The organism is Mycoplasmopsis caviae, assembly GCF_024498215.1.
Classification (GTDB): domain Bacteria; phylum Bacillota_I; class Bacilli_A; order Mycoplasmatales; family Metamycoplasmataceae; genus Mycoplasmopsis; species Mycoplasmopsis caviae.
Genome location: NZ_CP101806.1, coordinates 411,704 through 436,661 on the forward strand (window position 1 = coordinate 411,704; position 24,958 = coordinate 436,661).

Genomic DNA, 24,958 nt, shown 5'->3' on the forward strand with positions numbered 1-24,958 from the left:
AAAAGTTGTGTTGAAAAAATGGCTCAAAAGCGATGAGTGAATTAAAAAAGGTGGCAAAAAATATGTCAACTATTCTGTTGGAGAAATTTCATTAAATGAAGAAAAATTATAGATGACGCAAGATGAGATGGATTTTACGGAATATATACAAGCAACAAAAATTTAAGCATTGAAACAGTAATAAGAACATATTCAAATTTATGAAAGATTGAAGAATCATTTAGGATTTTAAAAACAACTTTTGAAACTAGACCGGTTTATTTGTCAAAAGAAAAAACAATTGAAGGTCATTTTATGATTTGTTATTTGGCATTGGTTATTGAAAGATTCATAGAATTTTCATTAAGTTCATTAGCTAATAACAGTTTAACAACTGACAGAATTGTTGATGCGTTGAGAAAGGTAAAAATAGTACTTATTGAGAGTTTAGACAAGAAAGAAAAATACTTTTTAAGAGTTAGAGAACCAGAAGATTACACAAATTTAAGAGAATCATTGGGTTATCAAATAATTCCTAAATGGGGAAAAGTTGATGAATTAGGCCCTGTTTTACTAGAATCTAAATAATAGACTTTCCATAAAAGCCTATTTTATAGGCTTTTTAAAAATGAATTTTTAAAGTGTCAAAGTCGAGAGGAAACTTTGACTGGTTAATTTTAAGGATTTAAACAGTTCAAATAAGTACTTTTTAAAACTAAAAGAAACAATAATTTATAAGTGTTTAAGACAAGTTTTGGGCATAAAACGATTGCCAAAACGGGGAAAAACAAAAGAACTTGAACAATGATAACACAAATTTAAGCGGTTTAAAATTTACTAATACAGCTATTTTATAGGTGCATTAGTAAATTTTTTTGATTTGAAATTGTCAAACTTAGGAAAAAGTTAAATCAACACTTAATTAATCAAAAAAAGAATAAAAAAAGAATCCTTTATTGAATACTTGAAAGTAAAATAAAGGATTCTTTTTTTAACATTAATTGTTATTAAAACAAAACAGGTTTAATTAAATCTCAAATTAATTTAGATGTATCTTGAACTAATAAAGTTGCTTTTTGAAATAAATTATTGTTGCCATTTGTTATTGCAATAGATTTAATGTTAGCTATATTTAAAGCTTCAACTCCAGCAACTGCATCTTCAATTCCAACACATTCTTCTTTTTTTAATTTAAGTTGTTCTTGAGCTAAAAGGAAAATATCTGGAGCAGGTTTTCCTTTTTTAACTTCAGTAGGATTAACAATAACATCAAAATAATTTATAACTCCAAGTTTTTCTAAAATCAAAGGAGCGTTGAAACTTGAAGAGGCTATTGCCATTTTGATTTTATCTTTTTTCAAGTCTTTTAAAAATTGTTCAATACCTTCTAAAAGGCTATCTTTATTAAGATATTTTTTCAAATAACTTAAATATAATTCATTCTTTTTAGTACATAATTCATTGATTTTTTGATCATCAAAATTATTTTTAAATTTCTTTAATTTAAATATTGCAAGTAAAGTATCTTTGCGAGGCAAACCTCTTAATTTTTCATTTTCTTCTTCGCTATAATCAATGCCTAATTCATTGACTATTTCATTTCAGGCTTTGTAATGTAATTTAGCTGTATCAGTAATTACTCCGTCTAAATCAAAAATTACTCCTTTAATCATTTTTCACCTCGAAAACTTGCTTTTCATTTGTAATTTCACAATCAATACCATTAACTGATATTTTTAACTTAGAACCTTTATTTATAGTATTAATGGTAAATTTGTCTTTGTTGATTTCTACTAAAAATGGCTCATTTTTGTAACTTACTTTATAAACTAAACTATTTCAGTTTTTTGGTAATTTTGGAGTTATATGAAGTTTTTTATCAAATCATCCTAAACCACCAAAACCAAAAACAATCATTTGTCATATTGCTGCTAAAGATCCTGCATGAATACCAGCATTTGAAGTATGCATTCGTGGACCAAAATCGACATTAATACCATATTTAAATAATTCATAAGCTTTTTCAATTTTATTCAATCTAACAGCTTCAATACAATAAGTTGCAGCTGAAAGTGATGAATCGTGAGTTGTTATTGCTTCATAGTAATCAAAGTTTTTTTCCCTGATTTCTTTATTATATAACTTAGGGAATAAATAATTTAAGAGAACAACATCTGCTTGTTTTACTAACTGAGAACCTAATAATCTATGTCCTTCAGAAGTATTGAATAATTTTTTACCAGCATCTCCAAGCATTTGGAATGGTTTAACATTTTTTAAAGGTAAAGATAAGAATGTATCATTTTCTGCAATAATTTTGTCTTTATTAGGAACTTGAATTTTAAGACCTTTAATGACTTTAGTCATTTTTAAAAAATTAATTTTATAAGGTATTCTTTTTAAAATACGGTTAAGTAAGCCTGGTGCTTGTACTTGCAATTTGCGATATACTGAAATTGCCAATTTCATATTAAATAAGGCCATTTGGTTAATAAATGCATTATTATTAATGTTCCCTTTATATTCATTTGGACCCATTACATCTTTAATTTCATAACTACCATCTGGTTGTATTTCTGCACGGTTTGTGTAAAAGTAAGCTGTATCAATTATCATTTCATAGCCCATTTTTTTCATGAATTCTTCATCATTTGTAAAATGATAATATTGATAAACTGCATAGGCTATATCAGCTGAAACGTGGATCTCTTGTCTTCTACTTGCAATCGGTACTTGTTCGCCTGTTACAACATCAGTTTGGCCTCAATAAGGACAAACTTCGCCATCAGTAGGTCAGGCCATTTCTCAAGGATATTGAGCACCTAATAAACGACTTTCTTCATTTCTTTGTTTTGTTTCAAAAGCTTTATTTCTAGCTTCCTTTATCCCTTTATAACGATATGTTAGTAATCTTTTAACGACACCTGGTCTAGTAAAAAGATAATTAGGATTAATAAAGAATTCAGTATCTCAATATGTGTGTCCTTGGTAACCTTCGCCTGAAAGTCCTTTAGCTCCTACATTTAAGTTGGTTGAATTTTTAGGTACAAAATTATTTAAGTGAAAAATTGAAAATTTTAATGCTAAGGCATCATATTTACTTTGTTCATCACCTTCAATTTTGACATAAAATTGATTTCATACCTTTTGCATTGCAACAGTAGAATTTTCTTTTAATGAAGCAAATGTATTTTTTAATAAGTAGCTAAAAGTTAAATCAGATTTAGCTAAAACTTCACTGTTCGTTAATATTTTTTCTTCATCATCAATTGAAGTGTGAACTGACATTAATTTTTCTAAAACTAACTCTTCATTTGCTTTTAATTCGTTTTCAATTTTAAAGTAAACTTTACGGCGATCAGTTTGAATTTGATATTTATCATTCCCACCTAAAATTAACTTATTGTTTTTTAAAAGTCTTGTGAACATGTGGTGTACAACAAAGCGATTTGAATTAGTTGTTATTTGTTGCATCTTCAAACTTTCGGTTGTCACACGGTTTTTAAGACCTTCTTCAAAGTGTTGAGTACCGTTGTTTGTTACTTGTCCATTAATTCCTGGTAATAATTTAACCTTAACAATTTCATCTTTAGAATCTAAAATTTTAATTGTAATTTTTTGAGCATAAATATTTCTTATGTCTTGAGAAACAAAACGTTCAAAATTCAATTCAACTGTACCAAAGTCTCTTTTTGCAATAACTTTACGGCTTAAAATTCCATTTTTAATATCTAAGGTTTTAGTATATTGATCCTTTTCATTAACTTCAAAAATTTGATTATTAAAAACGATAGGAGTTTGAATCAAATCAGCTAAATTAGCTAATTCGGGAGCTTCTTCTTTAGATGTTCTATTAAAAATACCATTAACAAAAAAGTCTTCTTTGTTATATTCTTGAACTTCTTCGTCAACGCTTCTAATGCCTAAATAACCATTACCAAGTGAAAAAATACTTTCGCTTTTGCCTGTTACATTACGGTCAAATTTAATCTGTGAAATCTGATTATTATCAGGGTCATATTTAATATATTCCATAATTGCTCCTTATTTAATTTCTAACATAATTGATTCAAATGGTCTTAATTTGTCAATAACTTTTTTGTTATCTATATACGTTGATAATACTTGTTTTCCTTGAACATTTTCCACTGCTTTTTGGTGTTTTGTCATATTAATTAAAACAACTATTTTTTGCTTATTAAACGTTCTTGTAATTTGTATTATTCCACTGTTTTGTAGGTTTATTTGACTTTTTCCTAATACTAAAATGTCATGATATTTTTTAGATCTTAAGGCTATAATTTTTTTGTAAAAATTAAGAATACTATTTTTGTCTTCTATATTATTTTGAACACTAATTCATTGTGCTCTTGAGTTTGTTTTAATTCAAGTTTTTTGACCTTCATTAAAACCATTATTTGCACTATTATCTCATTGCATTAAAGCACGACCTGAGTCACGACTGTTGATATTGCAATATTTAATAAATTCATCTTCACTATAAATTTTCTTTTTGTATACTAACTCACTAAAAGCATTAAATATATCACAATCTTTGAATTCTTCTCTTGCATTAAATTGATTGTTTAATAAGCCAATTTCCTCTCCATAATAAATACATGGAATACCTTTAAGTCCAAAAAGCATTAAAGCATGAGTTTTGGCACTTTCTTTATGGAATAAGCTTTCATCTCCTCATCTTGAAATACTTCTTGAAGTATCATGATTTGATAAAAAGTTGGTTATCATACTTGGCAATACTTTTCTAGAATGTTGGAATGGTTGTTGTTGATAAACAAATTCATTGTAATTTCAATTTGAGTCATAACCATTTCTACCCGTTTCTTTTCCTCAACCGATTCATCATCAAGAAAAGTTGTAATAGTTATCAGCCACTTTTTTAGATCCAGTTCCATATTTTAATAATTCTTCTAAATTAATTCCACTTGCTTCACCTAAAGTATAAGCATCTTTTTTATTGCTAAAAGCTAGCTTATTAAATTTAAGAAGCATATTGTCTGCACCTTTGCATCATGCAAAGCAAGGATTAGTTAAAGTTTCTTCAAAGTTTTTTGAAACGTGTTTAATTGCATCAAGTCTAAAGCCTCTAACACCTAAGCCATATCAAAAATCAATAACATCTGACATAGCTTTAACTGTGTCTTGATGGTTTCAATTTAAATCAACTTGTTCTTTAGCAAAAAGGTGAAAATAATATTTTTTAACATTTGGAACATATTCTCAAGCCGAACCACCAAAAATACTTTTTGCTTCTTTTTCTTCTTTATTTAATTCTTTTCTTCAAATGAAATAATTATGTTCGATATTGTCTTCTGATTCACATGCTTTTTTAAATCATTCATGTTCATTTGACACATGATTTAAAACAATATCCATAATAATATCAATATTTCTTTTTCTAGCTTCAGCAGTCAAGAGTTTAAAATCTTCTAAAGTCCCAAATTGTTTTCAAACACTTTTGTAATTTAAAACATCATAACCAGCATCCACAAAATTAGTGTCATAAATTGGACAAAGTCATATTGCATTTATGCCTAAGTCTTGTAAATAATCTAGTTTTTTTACTATACCTAATAAGTCTCCATCACCATCATTATTTGAGTCATAAAATGAACGAGGAAATATCTGGTAAATAATTTTATCTTCTAATTTTATTGTTTTCATATCTCTCCTATTTTTTAATTAATATATATGAACAATGCCCTAATATTTCTTTGATATTAAAGATACCTATTTTTGAGCAAAATAAAGCTTTGTATTTTTTTAAATCAATTGTTTTATAGTTATATTGGTTAAAATTGTGAATAACTCTTACTTCTTCATTTTCGTTTAATTTAATTGAATAATCGACAACATTTTGATCTTTAATTTCACAATTAAATTTCAAGTATTTATTAATTTCATCGCTTGAATTTAGTCTAAAATATTTAGTACTTTGTCTAAACTTCAAGAGCCTGATAAATCAAAGATAAAGTTCTTTTTTAATTAAAGGATTTTCTAAATTATTTCATTTTAATCCATTAGTATAATCTGTAGTTTTATAAGAATTAAAATGGAATTTATTTTCATCTGGATTTAATTCAAAATAATCTTTGACATATGAATAAAATGACTTATGAAAATCTTGACCACTTTTATCTGCAGGCTTACTTTGAGCTAGCTCAGTACCTGCTAAAAAGAATTGACGTCCTTGTGTTGTGATTTGTAAAATCAAAGCTTGGCGATATTGATCTAATAAATCTTTCATTTTCATATCTTTATTTAAGGACTCTGTAATAATACGATCTCATAATGTTCCGCCATCATGACAAGCAACATAAGCTAAGTTATTTCCAACATGTTTAGTAAATAAATCATTTGGATTTTTTGAATACTCAAAATCATAACTAGGTCATTTGTAATTATTAATATTGCCTACTACACATGAACGATATTTGGCAGCCTTTTCATTATTTACTTTAGTAATTAATCCTGGTCCAACTTCAAATTCATCTCAAGTGATTATTGATCTAAGTGAATCATTAAAGTAGCCAAATGAATGATTATTATCATTAATTCCTTTAACATAAGAATCTTTGAAATCTAAATCACTAAATTGTCAAGCTTCTCCATGGATTACTAAATTAGGTTTTATTTTTCTTAAGTTTTCAAAGCAGTAATCAAATGTATCTTTATCAATAAAACTTGATAAATCAAAACGAAAACCATCAACATCATAATATTCAACAAAATGTTTTAGTGATTCATAAATTAGTTTCCTAACCATATATCTTTGACTTGCTAAAGGTGGATAAATAACAGGTTTTACTTTAGCGTTATCTCGATAATAGTAACCTGGCAGAATATTATCATAAATTGAATTTGTCATCATGTGGTTATAAACTACATCTAAAATAACTCCAATTTTACTTTGGTGTGCTTTATCTACAAACCTTTTAAATTCTTTGATTCTATTATAAGGATCATTTGGATTAGTTGAATAAGAACCATTGATACTAAAGTAATTTAAAGGATCATATCCTCAATTGTAATTAGTAGCTCAACCTTTACCATCTCCTTTTTTAAGCATTTTTATATTTCTTTCATTTAAAGAATAAGTTGAATGAATTGGTAAAAGTTGCACATGAGTTATATTTAAATTTTTTAAATATTTAAAAATATCATGTTTTAATGCTGCATCAAAAGTACCTAATTTTTCTTTTTCTTTAGCGTTCTTTAAACTGGTAAAATCGCGAATGTGAAGCTCGTAAATGATAGGATCTACTTGACAATTAAATTCACTTTTAAGAGGGTGTTTTATTATGCCACATCTTGATTTATTATTTAGATTAACTATTGCACCTTTTGCAATTTTATCTTCTTTAGCTTCTCAGTCAAAAGGAGCTAAGGAATAAGCATAAGGATCTAGTGCAATAGTTTTAGAATTATCTGGATGAGTAATTAAAAATTGATAAAATTTTCCTTCATATTTTTTGTCAATTTTTGAAACTCAAACAGTTTCTTCTTTTTCCATAGAATAAGTAATTGTTTCTTTATTATCTGAATAATTTTGAAAAATTAATAGTTTTACATCTAAAGCCAAAGGTTGTCAAAGCTTTATTTCGATATGATTTTTATGGAATTTTGTTCCTAAATCAGCTTTTTTATAGGCATATTTAGCATCAAAATCCTTAAAAAATTCTTCAGTTTGTCCTTTTATATTCATAATAATTAAATTTTAAAATCATTTTAAAATAATGTTTCAAAATGCATAATAATCTTGATGTATCAAGTGTAAAAGTCAATATAAAAAAGTATAAATAAATGATGTGAACTTCTGAAGTTGTACAAAAAAATTATAAAATATTTAATTATTTTCTTAACTTTGACATTTTCTATCAAAAAAATTTACTAATACACCTACAAAAAAGCTGTATTAGTAAACTTTTAATCTATCAATTTTGTGTTACCATAGTTTAAGTTCTTTTGTGTTTCCTCATTTCGGAATTCTTTTTATACCTAAAACTTGCCTTAAACACTTATAAATAACTGGTTCTTTTAACCTTAAAAAGTACTTATTTGAACTATTTGCATCCTTAAAAGCAACTAGTCAAAGTTTCCTTAATGCACTAACAATATTGTCTGTAGTAAACTTAAAAGGATGTATAACTGACTCAAGTGAGAATTCTAATAATCTATGAATTGCTAATGCTAAATAACACAACGCAAAATGTCCTTCAATACTTTCTTTTTTCAAAGATAAATCGGTCTAACTTCAAATGTTGTCTTTAATATTCTGAACGATTCTTCAATTTGTCAAAGTTTTCTGTAGGTATACAAAACCTCTTCATTTGTCATCTCAAAGTTGTTTGTGAATATACCATAAAAGCCATCTCATTTTGCATCATCTTCAATTTTTTGTTCTTTTAGTGTAATCTTATTAACATCATAATCAAGATATTTCTTGCCACCTTTTTGCAATTCAGACCTTGCAATTGACTGGCTATTCTTGATTAATTTTTTGCTTTTTCAACTAATCTTTCTCTGTCATATCTGTCTTTTTTGTCTTTTTTCTGAATAAGTTAATACTAATTTCCCTGGAATTTCTTGTTTAATCTTGTCGTTATCTGGCACAAATTTAACCATTTTTTCATCATTCACAAAGAATTCTTCACCCATTTTTTCATATGTTTCAAGGTCTAGAATTCCATTAACTTTATTCTTGGCATCTCTAATTTTTTGAGCTATTATAAACTTGTAACCTGAGTTAATTATTTCAAGCAAATTTGGACCTGAATTTAATCATCTGTCTGCAACTATTGTAATATCTTCAATACCTAAATTTTCCTTAACTTCCTGTATAAAAGGAACAAAAGTTTTAAAATCACTTGTATTCCCTGGAAATAATTTATAGCTTATTGGTAATCCATTAGCATCTGTCATTAGACCTAAAACAACCTGAACTTCGTTAACTTTTTGGTCTTTTGAAAAACCATGCAACCTTAAGTCATCAGCAGTAAAACTTTTAAAATATACAGTTGTAACATCGTAAAATGCTTTATTTATTTTTCTATTTGTTATCTTGTTTAAAACATTGTTTATATGCTTGATAATATCAAGTCTTTTTTCGCCTAATATTTCAAGTGAACGATAGTGAGATTTTAATGTATCATCATTTTGCAAAAAATGATTTTCATATTCATTATAAGTTCTTAATTTTGAACAAGGATTTAGGATTCTCATATAGGTAAGATTTTGAACAGTATTATTGAAATCATATTTAATTTGAGTTGTTGATTTTATTGAATTCATTAGTTTATCTAGTTTTAATTTTTCATAAATTATTTTGTAAACTAAATTACCATAATTGAAAAATTCAAATTCGGTTGACGAATTACTAAATTGCTCTTTAATCTTCTCTATGTCGAAAAGATTTTCATTTTCTAGTTCATCAAAACGCTTAACTTTTGTTAATTCTGTATAGTTAATCTCATCTGAATCTTCCTCAATAAAATTCATAAATATTTCACCAAATTTTGCTAGTTCGATTTTTCTTTGACTTTCTTGTTTTGAGAGTTCTGAATAATATTTTTTAGATTTTGAATGTAGTTTGGATCTTCTTTTAGTAAATCCTCAAGTTTACCAAGTCTTTTAACAATAACTTGTTTAACCTTTTTGTTTCCTTATCCCTAACACTGCGGGCTATTTTGACATATTCTATGCCATTTATTTTTGAAATTTTAACAAACATATATAAATTATACCATAAATGGTATTATAATGGTAACACATTTTTAAAAAAGTGAAAATTTTTTTATCTTGCTTATTTATAGGTAAATTGGTAAAAATATTACAAAAAAATGTCAAAGTTAAGTGATGACATTATGCATTGCACTTTCAGAGACCTCTAGTGTTAATGATATTTGACTTCTTATGATTCCTTTTTTATAAAGATTAACAATTCTTTTCTTAATATTCTTATCTAATTTCATAATAACCCCCCAAAAAAAAGTTTCTTTGTACAATTTAGAGGGTTCACTTCAAGAAGCACTTTTTTACAAGTGCTTCATTTAATATTTTACAAATTGATAATTATGATTTTAGCGAAAATTCTTGATGGAAAAATCTAAAGTATTTTGGATTGATATAATACTTTCCAGCTATACAAATACTGTCTTCATCATAGCCAAAAAATGAAACAACTACCAAGCTTTCATATCCAAATTTTTTAACATTTTCATATGCTAATGAATAAACCATATTATTTAAACCACCACGTTCAATTAATAAGTCAGTTAAAGATTTATTAAAATTAATTTCTTCATCAACTTCAATATTTTTACAGCTTACATAAATTTCAGAAGTTGCTAAAACATCTTTATCTTTATAATAAGTTTTTTCAAAAGTTCTAAAACCTTGAACAAAGAGAATTCTTTTGTCTACCATTCATTGAGCCAATTCTTTGCTTTTTATTTCTTTACCTTCTTGTGCTGTTACTCCTAAAAGATAACTAATTGGTTTAATTAAGTTGTGAAAGTTTTCAGCAACAAAATGTCCTCTTTTTGAAATTGAATAGATAGCTCCTAATGCTTCTAATTTTTGATATGCTTTAACAACAATACTTCTTGAACAATCAAAATGCATCATTAAGGAATGCTCACTTGGTAAAATTTTGTTTGTTGGTACTTTTTGAGTTTTAATCAAATCAATTAAATAATCAATGATCACTTGTGTTTTCTTCTTTTCTTGTAAATCCATAATATAAATATTATACACACCTTTAAATTTTAAAAAAATAAAGCTTTTTTGTTAATTTATAAATTCCACAAGCATATTTTTCCATTTTTTCTTAATACTTTTATCTAATTTCATATAAAAACCCCCAAAGTTCTTTTGTACAACATTAGGGGTTCACTTCAGAAAATCTCAATATATCAAAAAAAGATGCCGAAGCACCTTTTTAATCATTATATTAATTGTTTTTCTAAGTCCTTAGTATAAATTTTGCTTTTAGCAATAATTTGGTCATTTTTGACATATCCATATTTTGTTTTAGCAACAATTAACAAAATAAAGTTTGTTAGTATAATGAACATTCCGATTCATGCATAAGTAATTTTCATTTTATCTAAAAATAGATAAATAGCATATTTTGAACCATTTAATTCCTTAAAGTCAATAACTTTGTTAAGTTTATTAGGGCTTAGTGAGATCACAAAAAAGAATAAACAAAAAGAGGTTAATTGGAGAAATATAAGATAAATAAAGTATTTATCTGCATTACTTTTATTTGAGAAAAGTCGAATTACTGCAATACAATTAATGATTAAAGATATGAAGAGAATATTTATATTAATTATTATTAATGCAGGAAGGAAATTTTTAAGACCATAAGAAGGAGAGTTTGCAAAAGAACTATTGTAAATCCTTTCTTTAGTTGAATTGATAGCAGCAGGATCTACATCTCGAAGTCAATTTAATTCTTCATCTATTCTTTTTAAGAATAAGAAGAGAAAAGCGAACAATATTGCTATTGCAGCTATTGAAATAATAATTGATAATACTAATAAAGATTTACGAGCTAAATAATTTTTTTTAGATTTTTTTAATTTTTGATCAACTTTGAACATTAATTAATCCGTTTTGTTGTTTCTGCATCGAAGATATGAATTCTAGGTTCATAAAATTCAATGTAAACTTTTGAATAAAGCTCATAAGTATCTGTATTACTTGCTGTAATTGTAAGTTCAATATCGTCATTATCCAATTTAACAGTTACAAGTTGTTCTTTACCAATTAATTCAATATTTTTAATAGTTGTATGAATTGAGTTTGGCACTTTAGAGATATGAATTCTAATGTCTTCACTTCTAAAACCAATTTTTAATTTTTTGTCTTTTAATTGTTCCAAATATTCTTTTGGAGCTTTAATTTTAATATCTTTTTGAGCACTAACTATTGTGCCGTTTTCACATGTTGCTTTGAAAACGTTCATAGTTGGAGAGCCAATAAAGCGAGCTACAAAGACATTAGCAGGTTTAAAGTATAAGTCACGACCAGTACCATTTTGTTGAATTGAGCCATCATTGAAGACAACAATTTGATCTCCCATTGTCATAGCCTCAAGTTGGTCATGAGTTACATAGATACTGGTTGCCCCAAGCATTCTATGAATATTAACAATTTCACGACGCATACTTTCACGAAGTTTTGCATCAAGGTTAGAAAGAGGTTCGTCCATTAAGAACACTTGAGGCTTACGAGCAATAGCACGACCTATTGCCACACGTTGTCTTTGACCACCGGATAAGTCCCGTGGTTTTCTGTATAAGTAATCTTCTATTTTTAGAATTTTAGCAACATCTTTAACACGTCTATCAATAACGTCTTTTCTTTCTTTGGCTATTTTTAAACCAAAAGCAATGTTATTGTAAACGTTCATGTGAGGATATAATGCATATGATTGGAACACCATTGCAATATTTCTTTCACTAGGTAAAAGGTTGTTGTATCTTTTACCATTGAATAATAAGTCACCTTTTGTAATTGAGTTTAATCCTGCAATCATTCTAAGTAGTGTAGTTTTACCACAACCACTAGGTCCTAAAAAGATGCAGAATTTTCCTGGTTTAATATCTAAATTAATATTTTCAAGTGTGTAATTTTCATTACCTTCATATTTTTTAGATAATCCTTTTAGTTCAATATGAGCTCCTTTTTCAGTATTTCTAAGCTCACCGATTTCATCTAGCATTTTGTCCAAATCAATTGTTTCAAAGGATAAATCGTCAAAATCTTCATTTTGATTTTGAGTATTATTCAAGTCTTTATTTTTCTTTTTAAATCACATATTTTATCCTTTCACAGCTCCTTCAGATAAGCCACCAACAATGTATTTTTGTAAATACATGAATAGACAAAAGGCAGGAAGAGAAGCTAGTATTGAGCCAGCTGCATAAGCACCAGCATTTTTATGTTTTTCTTCAGCATTAAGGAAAATATCTAATCCAACAGCTAAAGTTTTTTCCTCATTACTTATTAAAACAAATTTCGGCAAGATAACATCCGTAAATGGAGTTAAGAATGATCATAGAGCAGTCATAATTAAAGTAGGCATAATAACTGGTAGAAGTATTTTGAAGAATAATCCTCAGTTAGAACATCCATCAACTCTAGCTGAATCATCTAATTCCCTTGAAACCGTATCTAAATAACTTTTCAACATAAAGGTATTTGAAGATATAGCTCCACCGGAATAAATAATAACCAGCATTAATATTGAGTTAATTCCTAAATCATTTCCCATCCGCACAATAATGTAAAGACAAATAAGAGATGAAGTAGCAGGAATCATTTGCAACATCATAATAATAGTTAATGAGTGTTTTGAACCAGCAAATTTAAATCTTGAATAAGCATAAGCATTCAATGCAACACAAGTAGTTGAGATAACCATAGTTAAGAATGCTAATAATAATGTATTACCATATCATCTTAAAAAGTAGCTCCGTTCACTTGTGAATAAATAAGTAAAGTTATCAAAACCAAATTTAAAAGGCGTTATGGCTACAACCCGTTGGTTGTTAACATTCAGTGAGGCCACAATTAATGAAACCACAGGGAAAAGCACAATTAAAGATCAGCAAATTAAGATTAAGTAATTAAAGAACAATCAAACTATTTCAATTGGTGTTGGAGGTTTTGTATCTGATAAGTTATAGTTGATACGAACTTTTTTGTTAATAACTTTTTTAGTTGAAATGTTATCAACAATTGAATCGTAGATTTTGTTTTCACTATTCATAATTAATCCCTCCTTGTCATAGATTTAATGAATCCTCTGGCTGCTACAGCGATACTTAATAGAGCTGCAAGAGTTGTTAAGGCTGCTGCAAAGGCTTGATCAGATTCAATTTTTACTGCACCAGTGGCTAGTTTATAGATAAATGAAATTAGAATATCAGTAGCACCTTCTTGATAAGCGGTTTGTTTAGCAAACGCAGGGCCCCCACCACTAAAGATACTAATAGTTGTGAAGTTGTTAAATGCTCCAACAAATTGGCCAATTAACATTGGGGCAATTGCCAATAGTAAAGAAGGTAGCGTTAATTTAAAGAATTTATGATAGTTTTTAGCTCCATCAATAGAAGCGGCTTCATAAATATCTTTTGGAATAGCTTGTAAGTTACCAGTAACTAACATAAAGATAAAGGCATAAGCTATTCAGGTTTGAACAACAATTAAGACAGCCCGAGCTGAGGTTATGTTGTTAAGTCATTCAATTGGTCTATTAATAAAATGCAGTTTTAATAGAATCATATTAATATAACCTGTTGTTCCATTAACAAAGGCACTTCTTAAGAAGTACAACATAACGAAAGCTGGAATTGCTCAAGGAATAATAAAGATTAATCTAAAGAATTTTCTTCCTTTAAGACGATTATTATTCGCTAATATCGCTAAAATAATACCGAGTGAAATAGGACAAAGAGTTGAAGCAATTGTTCAAATAAATGTTCAGCCAATAATTCTTTCAAGAGCTGTTAAAATTCCATTATTACGATAAATTCATCAAAGTCCTCATTGTTTCAAACAACTCAGTGAACTGGTTGAGTAGGAGCTTGGTGCATGTATCCATAGTCAGTAAATGAAATTAGAACTGAAGTAATAATAGGAGCTAGAACAATAAATAACATTAAGATTCAACCTGTAATTGAAATCATTCAAGGGAAACCGCTTGTATTTAATCATCTTTTTGTATATGATCATTTACTTGGTCGTGACCCTTCTTCCATTAATTTAGCTGTTCTAAATGCAATAATTGAACAAACAATAAAGTAAATTAACACTATTGTTAAGATAATAACAGATATGACACCACCAAAAAGGTAACGCCGAGCATCTCTAAAGATACCCATGCTGGAATTGAAGTGCCGTGCTCCTAAGTCAATAAAACTCAGAATCCCTTCCATACCATCAGTACCAGTAGTATAAGCTCCAAAGCTAAAAGGAATAAAGATAGCATACAATAACGTTGTTACTATAAGTAAAAATATTCCTTTAGCTTTTTGTTTAAAGAATATTAATTCTGAAAGTCCAGGAAAAATAAAACTAATTATTGCTGCTAATCATTTGATATTACGTGTACATTCAATTGGCACAGTTTTGACAGCCTCATTAACTTTACTTTCATAAATTTTTGAAACAACTCTCATTTCAGCCTGTCTTCTAAAGAATCAAGATGATAAGATTTCTTTATTTTTAAGACTGTTAGTTTGAAGTTTTAATTCATATCTTTTTTCATTGTAATCAATCTTCGCTTCCATTTTGCTATGTTTAAAAGCTTGTCTTGATATTTCCTTATTTTTATATCTTAAAGCTGTTTGCTTAACTGTTTCAAGATATTGATTATAAAGTTCTTTTTTCTTGTTAGAAACTAATTCTTTTTCGCTTTGGTATTGTTTTTTGTTTCTAACTTGTTCTTTTAAAATGTTAGGATTTTCATCTGAACTAAGATTTAAGGAATTTAGTTTTGTTTCATAAATAGCTAAAGCTTTTTCATATAAGAATTTTAGTCTTACTTGCTCTGCATTTATTGCTCTTTCTTTTAAGGCTAAAGCTAATTCTTTTTTATAATTTCCTTCATAAGAATATTTTTCATAAATTGATGATTCTTTAAAATAAAGTTCAGATTTAAGCAATCATTCAAATTCTTTTTTAAGGCTCTTTGTGTTAAAAAATCCAAAGAATAATTTTTAAATATTTTAATTAAAGCAGATGTTTTTTGTCATTATAAACAAGTTGTCCACTTTTCTTAAATGACTGTAAAACAGATTTTTGGTAATTTTTTTAGATTCTTCAATATTAGAATTTATAAAATTATTTTTAGCTAAAAATTCTAAATATTGTTGGTAATTTCTAGTAGCAACTAAATCATCAATTTTCTTTAGTTGTTGCCTGAAATTTTGATTTATAATTTTAATTTTTGAATTACCATTTTGCTTTATTTTTTTAATCTTTTCAATATTGTCTTTTTCAACACGTTTGATTTTATTTTTGTGTTCTTCGATTTTAGCATATGCTTCTTTTTTATATGCTTTTACTTCTTGTTTTTGTAATTCTGCTTTATGATTATACTTATATTCTAAAGCAAGGATTTTTTGGTTTGTTTCTAATTTAATGTTGTATTTGTTTGCTTTATAAATCTTTAATTCAATAGATTTATTATTTTGATATTTGTGGTTTAGTGAATTACGTTTTTCAATTAATTTTAAACGACGATTTTCTAATTTTTGATAAAAGTTTTGGAAATAAGATTTTGGATCTTCTAATGTATTTAATACTTTTAGTTCTTGTTCATGTAAATGGTTTTTAATTTTATCGATGTCAAAATCTAGATCTGGATTATGTTTAAGATATTTTAGAGTTATATTGAATAATGCATATTTAGAAAGAATTTCATTTTCTTCTTTAATTGTTTTTTGCTTTAATTCTTCTAACAATTCAGTCTTCTTTTCATCAGTGTCAGCTGTTAGTCTTAGTGATTTCTGAAATTCTAGTACATATTTTTTAAGAGCTTTTTTCTCTTTTATTAATGCTTTAATTTCATACTTAATCAATGAGATTGTGCTATTAGCAAATGATATCTTTTTAATAGCATCTTTAATAGCTTTAATCTTATTTGAATAAGATGCATACAAACTCGAAAGTTCTCTTTTTAGATTATCTTGCAATTTGGTTCTAGCTCGTAAAAATAAATTTTTGTTAATCTTCTTTTGTGAATTAATTTTATCGATACGCCGATTAACAACATTTCTAACATGATGTTTATAGGCTTTTAAGGTATCTTGTTCTTCAGGAAGAATTGTGTCAAATTCTTCTCCATATCAGTTAAAAAGTTTTAATTTTTCCATATTAATGTCCTTTATTCATTGTGTACCATTCATAATGGTGCATTCTTCGAGCTAAATGCAATTTTACTGCTAAAAAAATTAGATAAGAAAGTATTATCACACAAAAGATTGTAATAAATACACCTACAATAATTTCTTGTTTTAATAAAACTTTAGTGCCTCTAAATCAAGGCAAAGCCCCTAAAAGAGCAAATACTAAAATTCATATAATGAAAAACCCATATCCTGCTTTTAATTTATGCCTTAATAGAACAATGTAAATTAGAAAGCAAATTAAGGCTAATGAGTTTGCAATATAGGAAACAATTTTAGTTATTGCCACCTGTTTAGCAATTTGTGCTTTTTCTTCATCGCTAAGACTTGATTCTATAAATTTAGAACCATAAACAAAAGGAATTAAGGCTCAAAAAATCATTAACGCTGTAATTACTGCTAAACAAGAAACTAAAAAGTAAAAACTAAATTTGTCTATTTTTAATTTGGGTTTAATGTATGGACTTTGATTCATTATTCAAATTTAATAACAGCTGTTGATTCGGGTGAACTATTAATTGTGTCAATTTTTTCTTTGTAAATTGCTGTTAATTTTTCATACATTACTTTTTGGAATGCATCAAGTGTTTTAGTTTTTGATGAAATTTCAGAATATAATAATTTATTTCCAAATACAGCATCATTTCATGATTGTCATGCAACATTACCAAATTGAGGATTTGATTGGTCAATACGTCCCGGTTGGTATTGAATTACATTCAATCCGCCATCAGCTAATGATTTAGTTGAAGATAATGTTTGATAAATTAAGTCAATTGCTTGATTTTTTCTATATTGTTCAACAATTTCAATAACTTCAGTGGCTGGCACTTTAGTGCTTTTATCTTTTGCTGGGAATTCAAATTCTTTAGTTAATTTGTCACCAAGATTTCTAACTTCAGCTTGGTTAATGTATCTTGCGTAAAGGTATGCTTTAACTGCTTTTGTAATAACTTCATCAGTTACTGCTTTTTTAGTTAAAAGCTGTGAGACTTTTTTAGCTTCAACAATTTTTTTATTGATTAAATCTTGCAATTTGTTTTCTTTTAATGCTGTTTTGAATTCTTCGATAACAGCTTTGTATTCATCAGCGCTGTCACCATCAGCACCAAAAATGATTTTTTCAAGCTTTCTAATATGAAATGCATTATCGCCTTGTTTTGCATTTGCAAATAATTCGTTTGAAACATTTGCTTCGTTTAATTTTGTGAAAGCTACTTGTCAACTTTGACCATTGGCTTCTAAATCTGAAAGTTTTTCCAAACCTAAAATTGCTGCTAATGCATTGCGTAATCCGGTACCTTTTTCAGTATATTTATCACGAATATCTTTGAAATTCATTCCTAATTTAGATTCTAATACCTGGTCTAATAAAGAATGGACAGGTAACTTATCAGCTCCATACATATTTGAATCTGCAAGTGGTTCATCGGTTGTTTTATTTTCTCAAGTACTTGCGCTTGGAGAATCACCTGCATTAGATAAATTATTAATTTCTTGAATTGATGAATCATAATCTTTATTAAATTCAGCAACATCTGTATATTTCAATTTGTTCATTAATTCTTGTAATTTTGTATTTTGAGCAGCTGAATCTTGATCATCTTTTGTTTTTAATTCTTTTTGTAAGTCTACAACAAATGGAACTTTTGAATCACTCTTGAAGTATTCATAGAATGATTGAGAATCAAATACACATTCAAGAAATTCTGCAATAGCTTCTTTTCTTGCATTTGATTTACCGTTATTTCTAACATTTACTAAATATGATCATGAACCAGAAGCTTGACGGTATGTATAAGTATCATTTAATTTACCAGCATTAAAGAATGTTTTGGCATTACCTGATTTTTGAGCTACTTGAACATCTCAAGTACCAATTAAACCATATTCTAGTTTACCTTCTTTCATTAATTCAAATACTTTGTTATTTACAGCTCCCATGTCATTGTTTAATAATGCTTTTAAGTCGTCTTGTTTAATATTTCTTTTACCTCACACAGAAGAAGCATATGCTCCTGAGTCTAGGATATATGCAGCTTCATATATAGGGAAGAAGAATTCTGACATTAAATCAACTGCTTTTTTGAATTCAACATGGATAGGATTTTCTTCATAAAGGCCTGTTGAAATTTTTCCTTCTTTTAAGAAAAGTAATTTCTTCATCATGTCTTCAGCTTTGTATTCATGAGCTACTGCACCTAAAATACCATTACCATATCAGAAGTCTTGGAATCTTAAAAATGCACGACCTTGTTTTACTAATTCTAGCAATGTGTCATTTTCAGGTTTAGCTAAGTCTTCTCTAACATCTGCTAAAGATTTTGTCGAAGCAATAACAACACCTTCAGTGTTGTGTTTAATACCAAAAAATTTTTCAGTTGGTGATTGAGTAGTTTTTTCTATACCAACTACTGAACCAAATGATCTAATTTGTTTCTTTTCTTCTTCAGTTGCTTTAACTTTTTTAGCGATACGATCTAATAATCCTGGTGCAAATTGATCTAAATCAGCAACTGCGTTAGATGCAACTAAGGTTGTAATTCTATCGTGTGGTGCATAGAAAATGTCTGGTACGATTTTTTCATCTGTTGCCCCAGTAGGCATATCTAAAGCACCTCAAACGTCCTTAGCTATTTTTTTAATTTCATAGCCATTTTGGCCTGATTTTGTTTTCTTAAACAATTCAATTGCTTTGTCATAGAATTTTTGTTGAACACCATCAACCGCAATTAAAATTGTTTTACTTTCAGTAGTACCACAACTAATTGTAGCTAATGTTGCTGCTTGAGCTGCTAAGGTTGCAGAACCAATTGCTATTTTTTTAGAAAGTTTCTTAAAACTATTCATAATTTCTCCTTGTTAGCTGACTATTCAAAAACGATTATATTTTTTTCATAAGCAACTATTGAAAAGATAATTGCTATTGGACTAAGAAAAGTCAAGGCAAATATTGTTGCAATAATTCCACTTCATTTGTAAAATTCAGTTTTATCCAGAATATAGTAAATATGGATGCAAACGAATATCGCAAATATATAAGAAAGTAATGCAGCTGAAAATAAAATTCTATAAGTATAACTTTTTATTTCGTTAACTATGTTTTCTAAATATTTGCCTTCAAAATTTCATTTATTTTTGCCTAGTAAATACAAAATTAATATTTCTAAAATCAAAATAATGATTTGAGTAAAAACTAATAGCATGTATTCAAGAATTTTAGGTAATGATCTTCTTTCATTTGGTCATTTGCCCAAAAAAAGTCATCTCATTCTAGTTTTAAATGAAACTTTTGTACTTTTTTTGTTTTCTAATCTCCTATTTTTTTGCATAATTAACTAATTAAATTATATTTAAAATTAAAATATATGCTCTTGTCAGCGTGCAATTCTTGATTAAATATATGAACATTACCCTTGCCAGTCAAGATAATAAAAAAGTCAAAAAACAGCAAATTTTAATGTAAAAAGTTACTTTTTGCTGTTTTTTATGTATTTTATTTACTATTATTCATATAATTTAATTGTGGAAATGTTCTCATATACGAAATTTTAATTTTTAATAGGTTAATTCAACTAACATTAAACCAGTATTCTTATTAAAAGTTATTTTTTCATTGTTTATTGAAGAATTATTAGAAAAAATAACATTAATTTTAGTTGGAATATTTTTAAAAACTAAATTTCATTCTTGACCATAAGCTGTATGGTCATAAATTGAATTAACTAAAACTAAAAACTTATTGTTTTTTTGCTTTGCTTTAACTAATTTATATCCAAGTCCTTTATAATCATAACCAGGTTTAAAGAGATCATCTAAATTAGCATAAGTATTTGCTTTTTCAACAAACATTTCTGGATTTTCTTTACGATAATCAATTATTTTTTTAGCTAAATTAAAATTAGATTTTTTATTCTTTTGAGCTTGTTCAACTGAGTTTTCATTTTTAGATAAATTTAAAGATATATGACTATCTTCTATGCCAGAACGCCTTTCATAGAAATCTACTTGGTATTTTTTATTACTTCATTTAAAAGCTTCTCTTAAAAAGGCATCGGAATGTGCTTTTGGACCGCCTCTCATATTTAATTCATTACCATTAAAGAGAATTGGATTACCGCTTTGAATTAATAGATTACTTAATCCATAACTCATTGTATTTAATGCCTTAAAATCATTTTGCTTAATTTCAAGAAAAGGGGTTTTAATCCCAAAAAATCGATTATTATAGTAATGCTTGTTAATTCATCTATCCTCATCATGGTTATCTAAAAATGGCAATCATGTTCTAATATGATTTTCAACTTCATGGTCTTTTAAAATTTTTTCATAATCTTTTTTTGATGTTTCAATAAAGAAACCGTTTTTAAAACGAGATCCATCAATTACAGTATTTAAACCAATTCTTTCTTCATAAGGTTTTGTTGCATCATTAATTACAAAATATTTATGAGCTTCACTTGGATTATTTCATCATTCGCCAAAGAAAAATATATCATCACTTGATCTTTGATCTTTTGTTTCTTTTATTACTTCTCTTAAAGCTAATCTTTGTTCATTAAATAATTTAGTTTTTTCTAAACCTGTAGCGTCTTTAAATTCATGATTATTTTCAGAATCCATAATGTAATAAAAGGCATCAAATCTAAAACCATCTACTCCTTTTTTAACTCAGAATTTCATAGCATTAATAATTTCTTTTCTTGTTTTAGGATTCTTTAAATTTAAATCAGGCATACCACCTCAGAATTCAGCAACATATCTTTTATGTGAAGGCTTTTGATTAGAATCTATATTGTAAAATAAATTTCTTGTACTAGAATCATCGATACCATATTTTTTTTCACCGCTATATTGAAAGTTGTAAAAATTATAAAATTTGTCAAATTCTTCTTTATTTTGAAGACCAGCTTGGAATCAAGGATGCTCAAAAGAAGTATGATTAATGACTCAGTCCATAATGACTTTTATGCCTTTTTTATGCGCATTAATTAAGAATTGATCAAAAGCTTCCATGCCACCTAATTCAGGCGCCACATCAGTATAATCAATGACATCATATCCATGATATGAACTAGCTGGATGAATTGGTGAAAGATATAAAGTATCGATTCCTAAATTAGTAAAATAATCTAAATTTTCGTTTAGTCCAATAAAGTCGCCAATACCATCATTATTACCATCTGCAAAAGAATAAACTGTTAATTGATACATAACATTTGAAGGCTTAATAGATTTGTTAAAAGGTGCAATAAATTTTGCATTTCTAAATTCATCTTCATAAGACAAATTATTCATATTTTTTCTTTTTATTTGTTCAACAAATTTTTCATTGTTTCACAATTGATAATCTTTTTTAACACTTGTACAACTTGCACTTAGACCTAAAAAAATCGGTCCAATTAAAGAAAAATATGATAATTTTTTGCTAATTTTTTTACTCATTTTTATTTCCTCTTTAATAGAAATATTATATTAAATATAATATAAATAGTTTAATTATTTTGATTGTATAATAGTTTTATTTTATTTTGTCCACCCTGCTTTTATCTTTTATTTTGTCCATTTTTTAGGTTTCAATTATTATTTTAAAAAAGGAGAATTTAAATTATGGAAAATATTGTAATTAAAACCAGATTTCAAGCAGTTGATACAGGTAAAACAACTGATTATGAAGATAAAAAAATTTTTAGATTTAAAAAAATTCAACAATATTGAAATAGACCAAATGCCGAAATATCAAAAATATTAGGAAAATTAGGTTGTAAAACATCAACAAAGACAATTAAAAGATATAGAAATCAAATATTGGTTGCATCTACAAATAACCAAGATGCAATCAGTATGTCACACGGTAATAAAGATAAACTTAAGGGTGTGAAAGTAAGTGATTCAGTTATTATTGATTTAACTAATAAATATTATGAATTAGTGGAACATATTGGGAAGAAATCAAAAGGTGACCTTAGTTTAGCATTGTCGCATTTTTACAATAATGTGCTTACTAATGATGAAAAAAATTGTTGCCTTTCACTACCTTTTATAAAAGAATGCTTAGACTTGGTTATTGCAGTTCATATGCAACGAGAAAAGTAAAAAATGAGCTAAGAGAAGAAGAATGTTTTTAGAAAACGGTCAAGATATTTCTAAAATAGAGGCACAGTTTATTAAAATTTATGAAAAAATTCTAAATAAAAATCCATTAAAAAGTGTTTACCAAAATAGAAGTTCTGACTATGATTTTGGGCAAATTGTTGAAATTGATGCAACACCACTTCATCTTTTTGGAGAAAGTAGGAAGTACCATATTTATAATGCTGTTGATGCAGCAACAAAATGTTTGTTAGCGATCTGAATTGACATTGAGGAAACAACAATTGGATATCAAAATCTTCTAACACAATTATTTAAAAGACATGGCATTCCACAAGTAATAATAACGGATAAAAGAAGAACTTTTTGAGGTTCAGATAGTACAAGAACAGCTATGGAAGAAGCACTAAATGCAAGAGGAATTGAACTTATAACAAGCGGCAATCCAAAGGCAAAACCAAATGTTGAAAGATCATTTTGAACATTGCAAAGATGAATAGGAACATTCTTTCATACAAACGGAATCAACTGTTTTGAAGACTTTTGGGAAAAATGGAACTTTTAATTGATGAATACAACAAACAATTTAAAAAGGCCGAAGCAGTAAGTAAAAAATCAAATGTTTTTAGAAAGCCAAATACTGAAATTTTTGAAGAAGAGATGAATCTTGTAATTAAAAGAAAAATAGTTAATCATACTGTGAGATATGACAACAAATATCTTGCTCCATTTGATAATAATGGCGCTAGGGTTTCTATGTTTGAAAGTGGAGAAGCAAAACTTATGGTAACTCCTGAAAATAAATTATTCTTTGTTGAGGGAAAAGAAAATATGAAGCCAGAGTACCGAAAGGAAACGAATTGAGCGCAATCGATGTATATGCAATATCAAAAAATCTTGATCCACAACATCAAGGTGTAAGAGCTACAATTAAAACCATGCTTCATAATAGAACATGAACATCCAGTACATTTGAAAAACTTGAAAATATATTTAAGAATTCTGCAAACCCAAACAATAGAGACATTGAATTTATTAAAAAACTATTAAGTGAAAATCTTGAAAAGTTAAATGATATTACAAAAGAAATGAAGGAATTTATTAATGCTAATTTCAAATCATTTAAGTAAGTTTTTCTTGTTTCTTCTTTTTGAAAAGAAGAAAGCCTGTCTAGCAAGACAAAAGAAGTTTTGCTTCTTGAGACCGACAGGTCTTAATAAAACCAACGGCTCAATACTTATTAAATATGTTTTTTTATTTCAAGCAACAATTTATTTGTTGCTTGAAGAATATTTAAAAGAAATTAACAAATGATGTCAATCCCCAAAAGTTATGCAAAAAACTTTAGGATTGAAGACAAAATGAATTAATTAAAAGCAACTTCTTAATGATGTTGTATGTTTTAATATGCAAAATTTTAAAAAAATGTAATTTAACATTTAAAAAAACGCGGTGAACCTTAATGTTGTACACACAAAAACAAAAAAATAACACATTTTTTTGCTGTTTTGGTTAAAAAATAGCCAAACTTTTATGTGTTTTGGCTATAATTTTTACAACCTTAAAAATTGGACAAAATAGAAGATGATTAACAATATATGTCCTTGTCAGTGTGCAATTCTTGATTAAATACAGGAACATTACCCTTGCCACTACAAGATAATAAAAAAGTCAAAAAACAGCAAATTTTAATGTAAAAAGTTACTTTTTGCTGTTTATTTATGCATTTTATTTACTATTATTCTTAATTTAATTGTGGAAATCTTTTCATATACGAAATTTTAATTTTTAATAAGTTAATTCAAGTAACATTAAACAAGTATTCACATTAAAAGTTATTTTTTTCATTGTTTATTGAGGATTGCAAATTATAAAAGTGAAGTGCCCATAAATATTAACAAAAATTATAAAAGTGATCCACCTATAGACATTAATACAAA

At 27.2% G+C, this 24,958-nt stretch carries 21 protein-coding genes and 1 pseudogene; 5 read left to right on the forward strand and 17 right to left on the reverse strand.

Annotation, left to right across the window (positions count from 1 at the left end; all coding sequences use genetic code 4):
- Positions 1-261 precede the first annotated feature (261 nt).
- Complete coding sequence (locus NPA07_RS02035) at positions 262-567, forward strand: hypothetical protein (protein WP_256553280.1); 306 nt, start codon at positions 262-264, stop codon at positions 565-567.
- Between the two features lie 419 nt (positions 568-986).
- Here NPA07_RS02035 and pgmB read toward each other — a convergent pair whose 3' ends face one another.
- From pgmB to NPA07_RS02125, 17 genes and pseudogenes are all read right to left on the reverse strand, one after another.
- Positions 987-1,652 (reverse strand): beta-phosphoglucomutase, encoded by a 666-nt coding sequence (pgmB, locus tag NPA07_RS02040; protein WP_126117907.1) that lies wholly within the window; start codon positions 1,650-1,652, stop codon positions 987-989.
- Complete coding sequence (locus NPA07_RS02045; RefSeq protein WP_126117906.1) at positions 1,645-4,014, reverse strand: glycosyl hydrolase family 65 protein; 2,370 nt, start codon at positions 4,012-4,014, stop codon at positions 1,645-1,647. Before NPA07_RS02045 ends, pgmB begins: the two co-directional genes overlap by 8 nt.
- A 9-nt stretch (positions 4,015-4,023) precedes the next feature.
- Positions 4,024-5,664 (reverse strand): alpha-amylase family glycosyl hydrolase, encoded by a 1,641-nt coding sequence (locus NPA07_RS02050; RefSeq protein WP_126117905.1) that lies wholly within the window; start codon positions 5,662-5,664, stop codon positions 4,024-4,026.
- A gap of 7 nt (positions 5,665-5,671) precedes the next feature.
- The gene (locus tag NPA07_RS02055) at positions 5,672-7,705 is read right to left on the reverse strand and encodes an alpha-amylase family glycosyl hydrolase (RefSeq protein WP_126117904.1); all 2,034 of its coding nucleotides are present in this window, start codon (positions 7,703-7,705) and stop codon (positions 5,672-5,674) included.
- A gap of 240 nt (positions 7,706-7,945) precedes the next feature.
- Positions 7,946-8,236 (reverse strand): hypothetical protein, encoded by a 291-nt coding sequence (locus NPA07_RS02060; RefSeq protein WP_256553281.1) that lies wholly within the window; start codon positions 8,234-8,236, stop codon positions 7,946-7,948.
- Entirely contained in the window at positions 8,191-9,498 is a 1,308-nt protein-coding gene (locus NPA07_RS02065) for an IS1634 family transposase (protein WP_256553282.1), read from the reverse strand. Before NPA07_RS02065 ends, NPA07_RS02060 begins: the two co-directional genes overlap by 46 nt.
- 350 nt (positions 9,499-9,848) lie before the next feature.
- Entirely contained in the window at positions 9,849-9,971 is a 123-nt protein-coding gene (locus NPA07_RS02070) for a hypothetical protein (RefSeq protein ID WP_256553283.1), read from the reverse strand.
- 100 nt (positions 9,972-10,071) lie between these two features.
- Positions 10,072-10,737: a GntR family transcriptional regulator gene (locus NPA07_RS02075; protein ID WP_126117902.1), complete on the reverse strand. Its 666-nt coding sequence runs from the start codon at positions 10,735-10,737 to the stop codon at positions 10,072-10,074.
- 209 nt (positions 10,738-10,946) lie between these two features.
- Positions 10,947-11,609, reverse strand: a complete 663-nt coding sequence (locus NPA07_RS02080) for a hypothetical protein (protein WP_126117901.1) — start codon at positions 11,607-11,609, stop codon at positions 10,947-10,949.
- On the reverse strand, positions 11,609-12,829 hold the full coding sequence (locus NPA07_RS02085) for an ABC transporter ATP-binding protein (RefSeq protein ID WP_126117900.1): 1,221 nt from the start codon (positions 12,827-12,829) through the stop codon (positions 11,609-11,611). Before NPA07_RS02085 ends, NPA07_RS02080 begins: the two co-directional genes overlap by 1 nt.
- 3 nt (positions 12,830-12,832) lie before the next feature.
- Positions 12,833-13,783 (reverse strand): sugar ABC transporter permease, encoded by a 951-nt coding sequence (locus NPA07_RS02090; RefSeq protein WP_126117899.1) that lies wholly within the window; start codon positions 13,781-13,783, stop codon positions 12,833-12,835.
- Positions 13,784-13,785: 2 nt separating this feature from the next.
- Positions 13,786-15,089, reverse strand: a pseudogene (locus NPA07_RS05740) (ABC transporter permease subunit); the annotation flags it as partial.
- Positions 15,090-15,743: 654 nt separating this feature from the next.
- Entirely contained in the window at positions 15,744-16,892 is a 1,149-nt protein-coding gene (locus NPA07_RS05745) for a V-type ATP synthase subunit I domain-containing protein (protein ID WP_256553285.1), read from the reverse strand.
- Between the two features lies 1 nt (position 16,893).
- The gene (locus tag NPA07_RS02110) at positions 16,894-17,400 is read right to left on the reverse strand and encodes a hypothetical protein (RefSeq protein WP_126117898.1); all 507 of its coding nucleotides are present in this window, start codon (positions 17,398-17,400) and stop codon (positions 16,894-16,896) included.
- Positions 17,400-19,775, reverse strand: coding sequence for a type 2 periplasmic-binding domain-containing protein (locus NPA07_RS02115; protein ID WP_126117897.1), 2,376 nt, complete (start codon positions 19,773-19,775; stop codon positions 17,400-17,402). Before NPA07_RS02115 ends, NPA07_RS02110 begins: the two co-directional genes overlap by 1 nt.
- A 20-nt stretch (positions 19,776-19,795) precedes the next feature.
- The gene (locus tag NPA07_RS02120) at positions 19,796-20,257 is read right to left on the reverse strand and encodes a hypothetical protein (RefSeq protein WP_126117896.1); all 462 of its coding nucleotides are present in this window, start codon (positions 20,255-20,257) and stop codon (positions 19,796-19,798) included.
- A gap of 226 nt (positions 20,258-20,483) precedes the next feature.
- Positions 20,484-22,370: an alpha-amylase family glycosyl hydrolase gene (locus tag NPA07_RS02125; RefSeq protein ID WP_235659521.1), complete on the reverse strand. Its 1,887-nt coding sequence runs from the start codon at positions 22,368-22,370 to the stop codon at positions 20,484-20,486.
- Between the two features lie 165 nt (positions 22,371-22,535).
- Between NPA07_RS02125 and NPA07_RS02130 the strand changes: the two genes are divergently transcribed.
- The 4 genes from NPA07_RS02130 to NPA07_RS02145 are packed head-to-tail and all read left to right on the forward strand — an operon-like array spanning position 22,536 to position 24,148.
- A complete protein-coding gene (locus NPA07_RS02130; protein ID WP_256553286.1) occupies positions 22,536-23,021 on the forward strand; it encodes a hypothetical protein in 486 nt (161 codons plus the stop codon).
- A complete protein-coding gene (locus NPA07_RS02135; RefSeq protein WP_256553287.1) occupies positions 22,993-23,583 on the forward strand; it encodes a DDE-type integrase/transposase/recombinase in 591 nt (196 codons plus the stop codon). Before NPA07_RS02130 ends, NPA07_RS02135 begins: the two co-directional genes overlap by 29 nt.
- Positions 23,571-23,939: a hypothetical protein gene (locus NPA07_RS02140; protein ID WP_256553288.1), complete on the forward strand. Its 369-nt coding sequence runs from the start codon at positions 23,571-23,573 to the stop codon at positions 23,937-23,939. The genes NPA07_RS02135 and NPA07_RS02140 overlap by 13 nt, the downstream gene beginning before the upstream one ends.
- Positions 23,879-24,148, forward strand: coding sequence for a hypothetical protein (locus tag NPA07_RS02145; RefSeq protein ID WP_256553289.1), 270 nt, complete (start codon positions 23,879-23,881; stop codon positions 24,146-24,148). The genes NPA07_RS02140 and NPA07_RS02145 overlap by 61 nt, the downstream gene beginning before the upstream one ends.
- Positions 24,149-24,958: the final 810 nt, after the last annotated feature.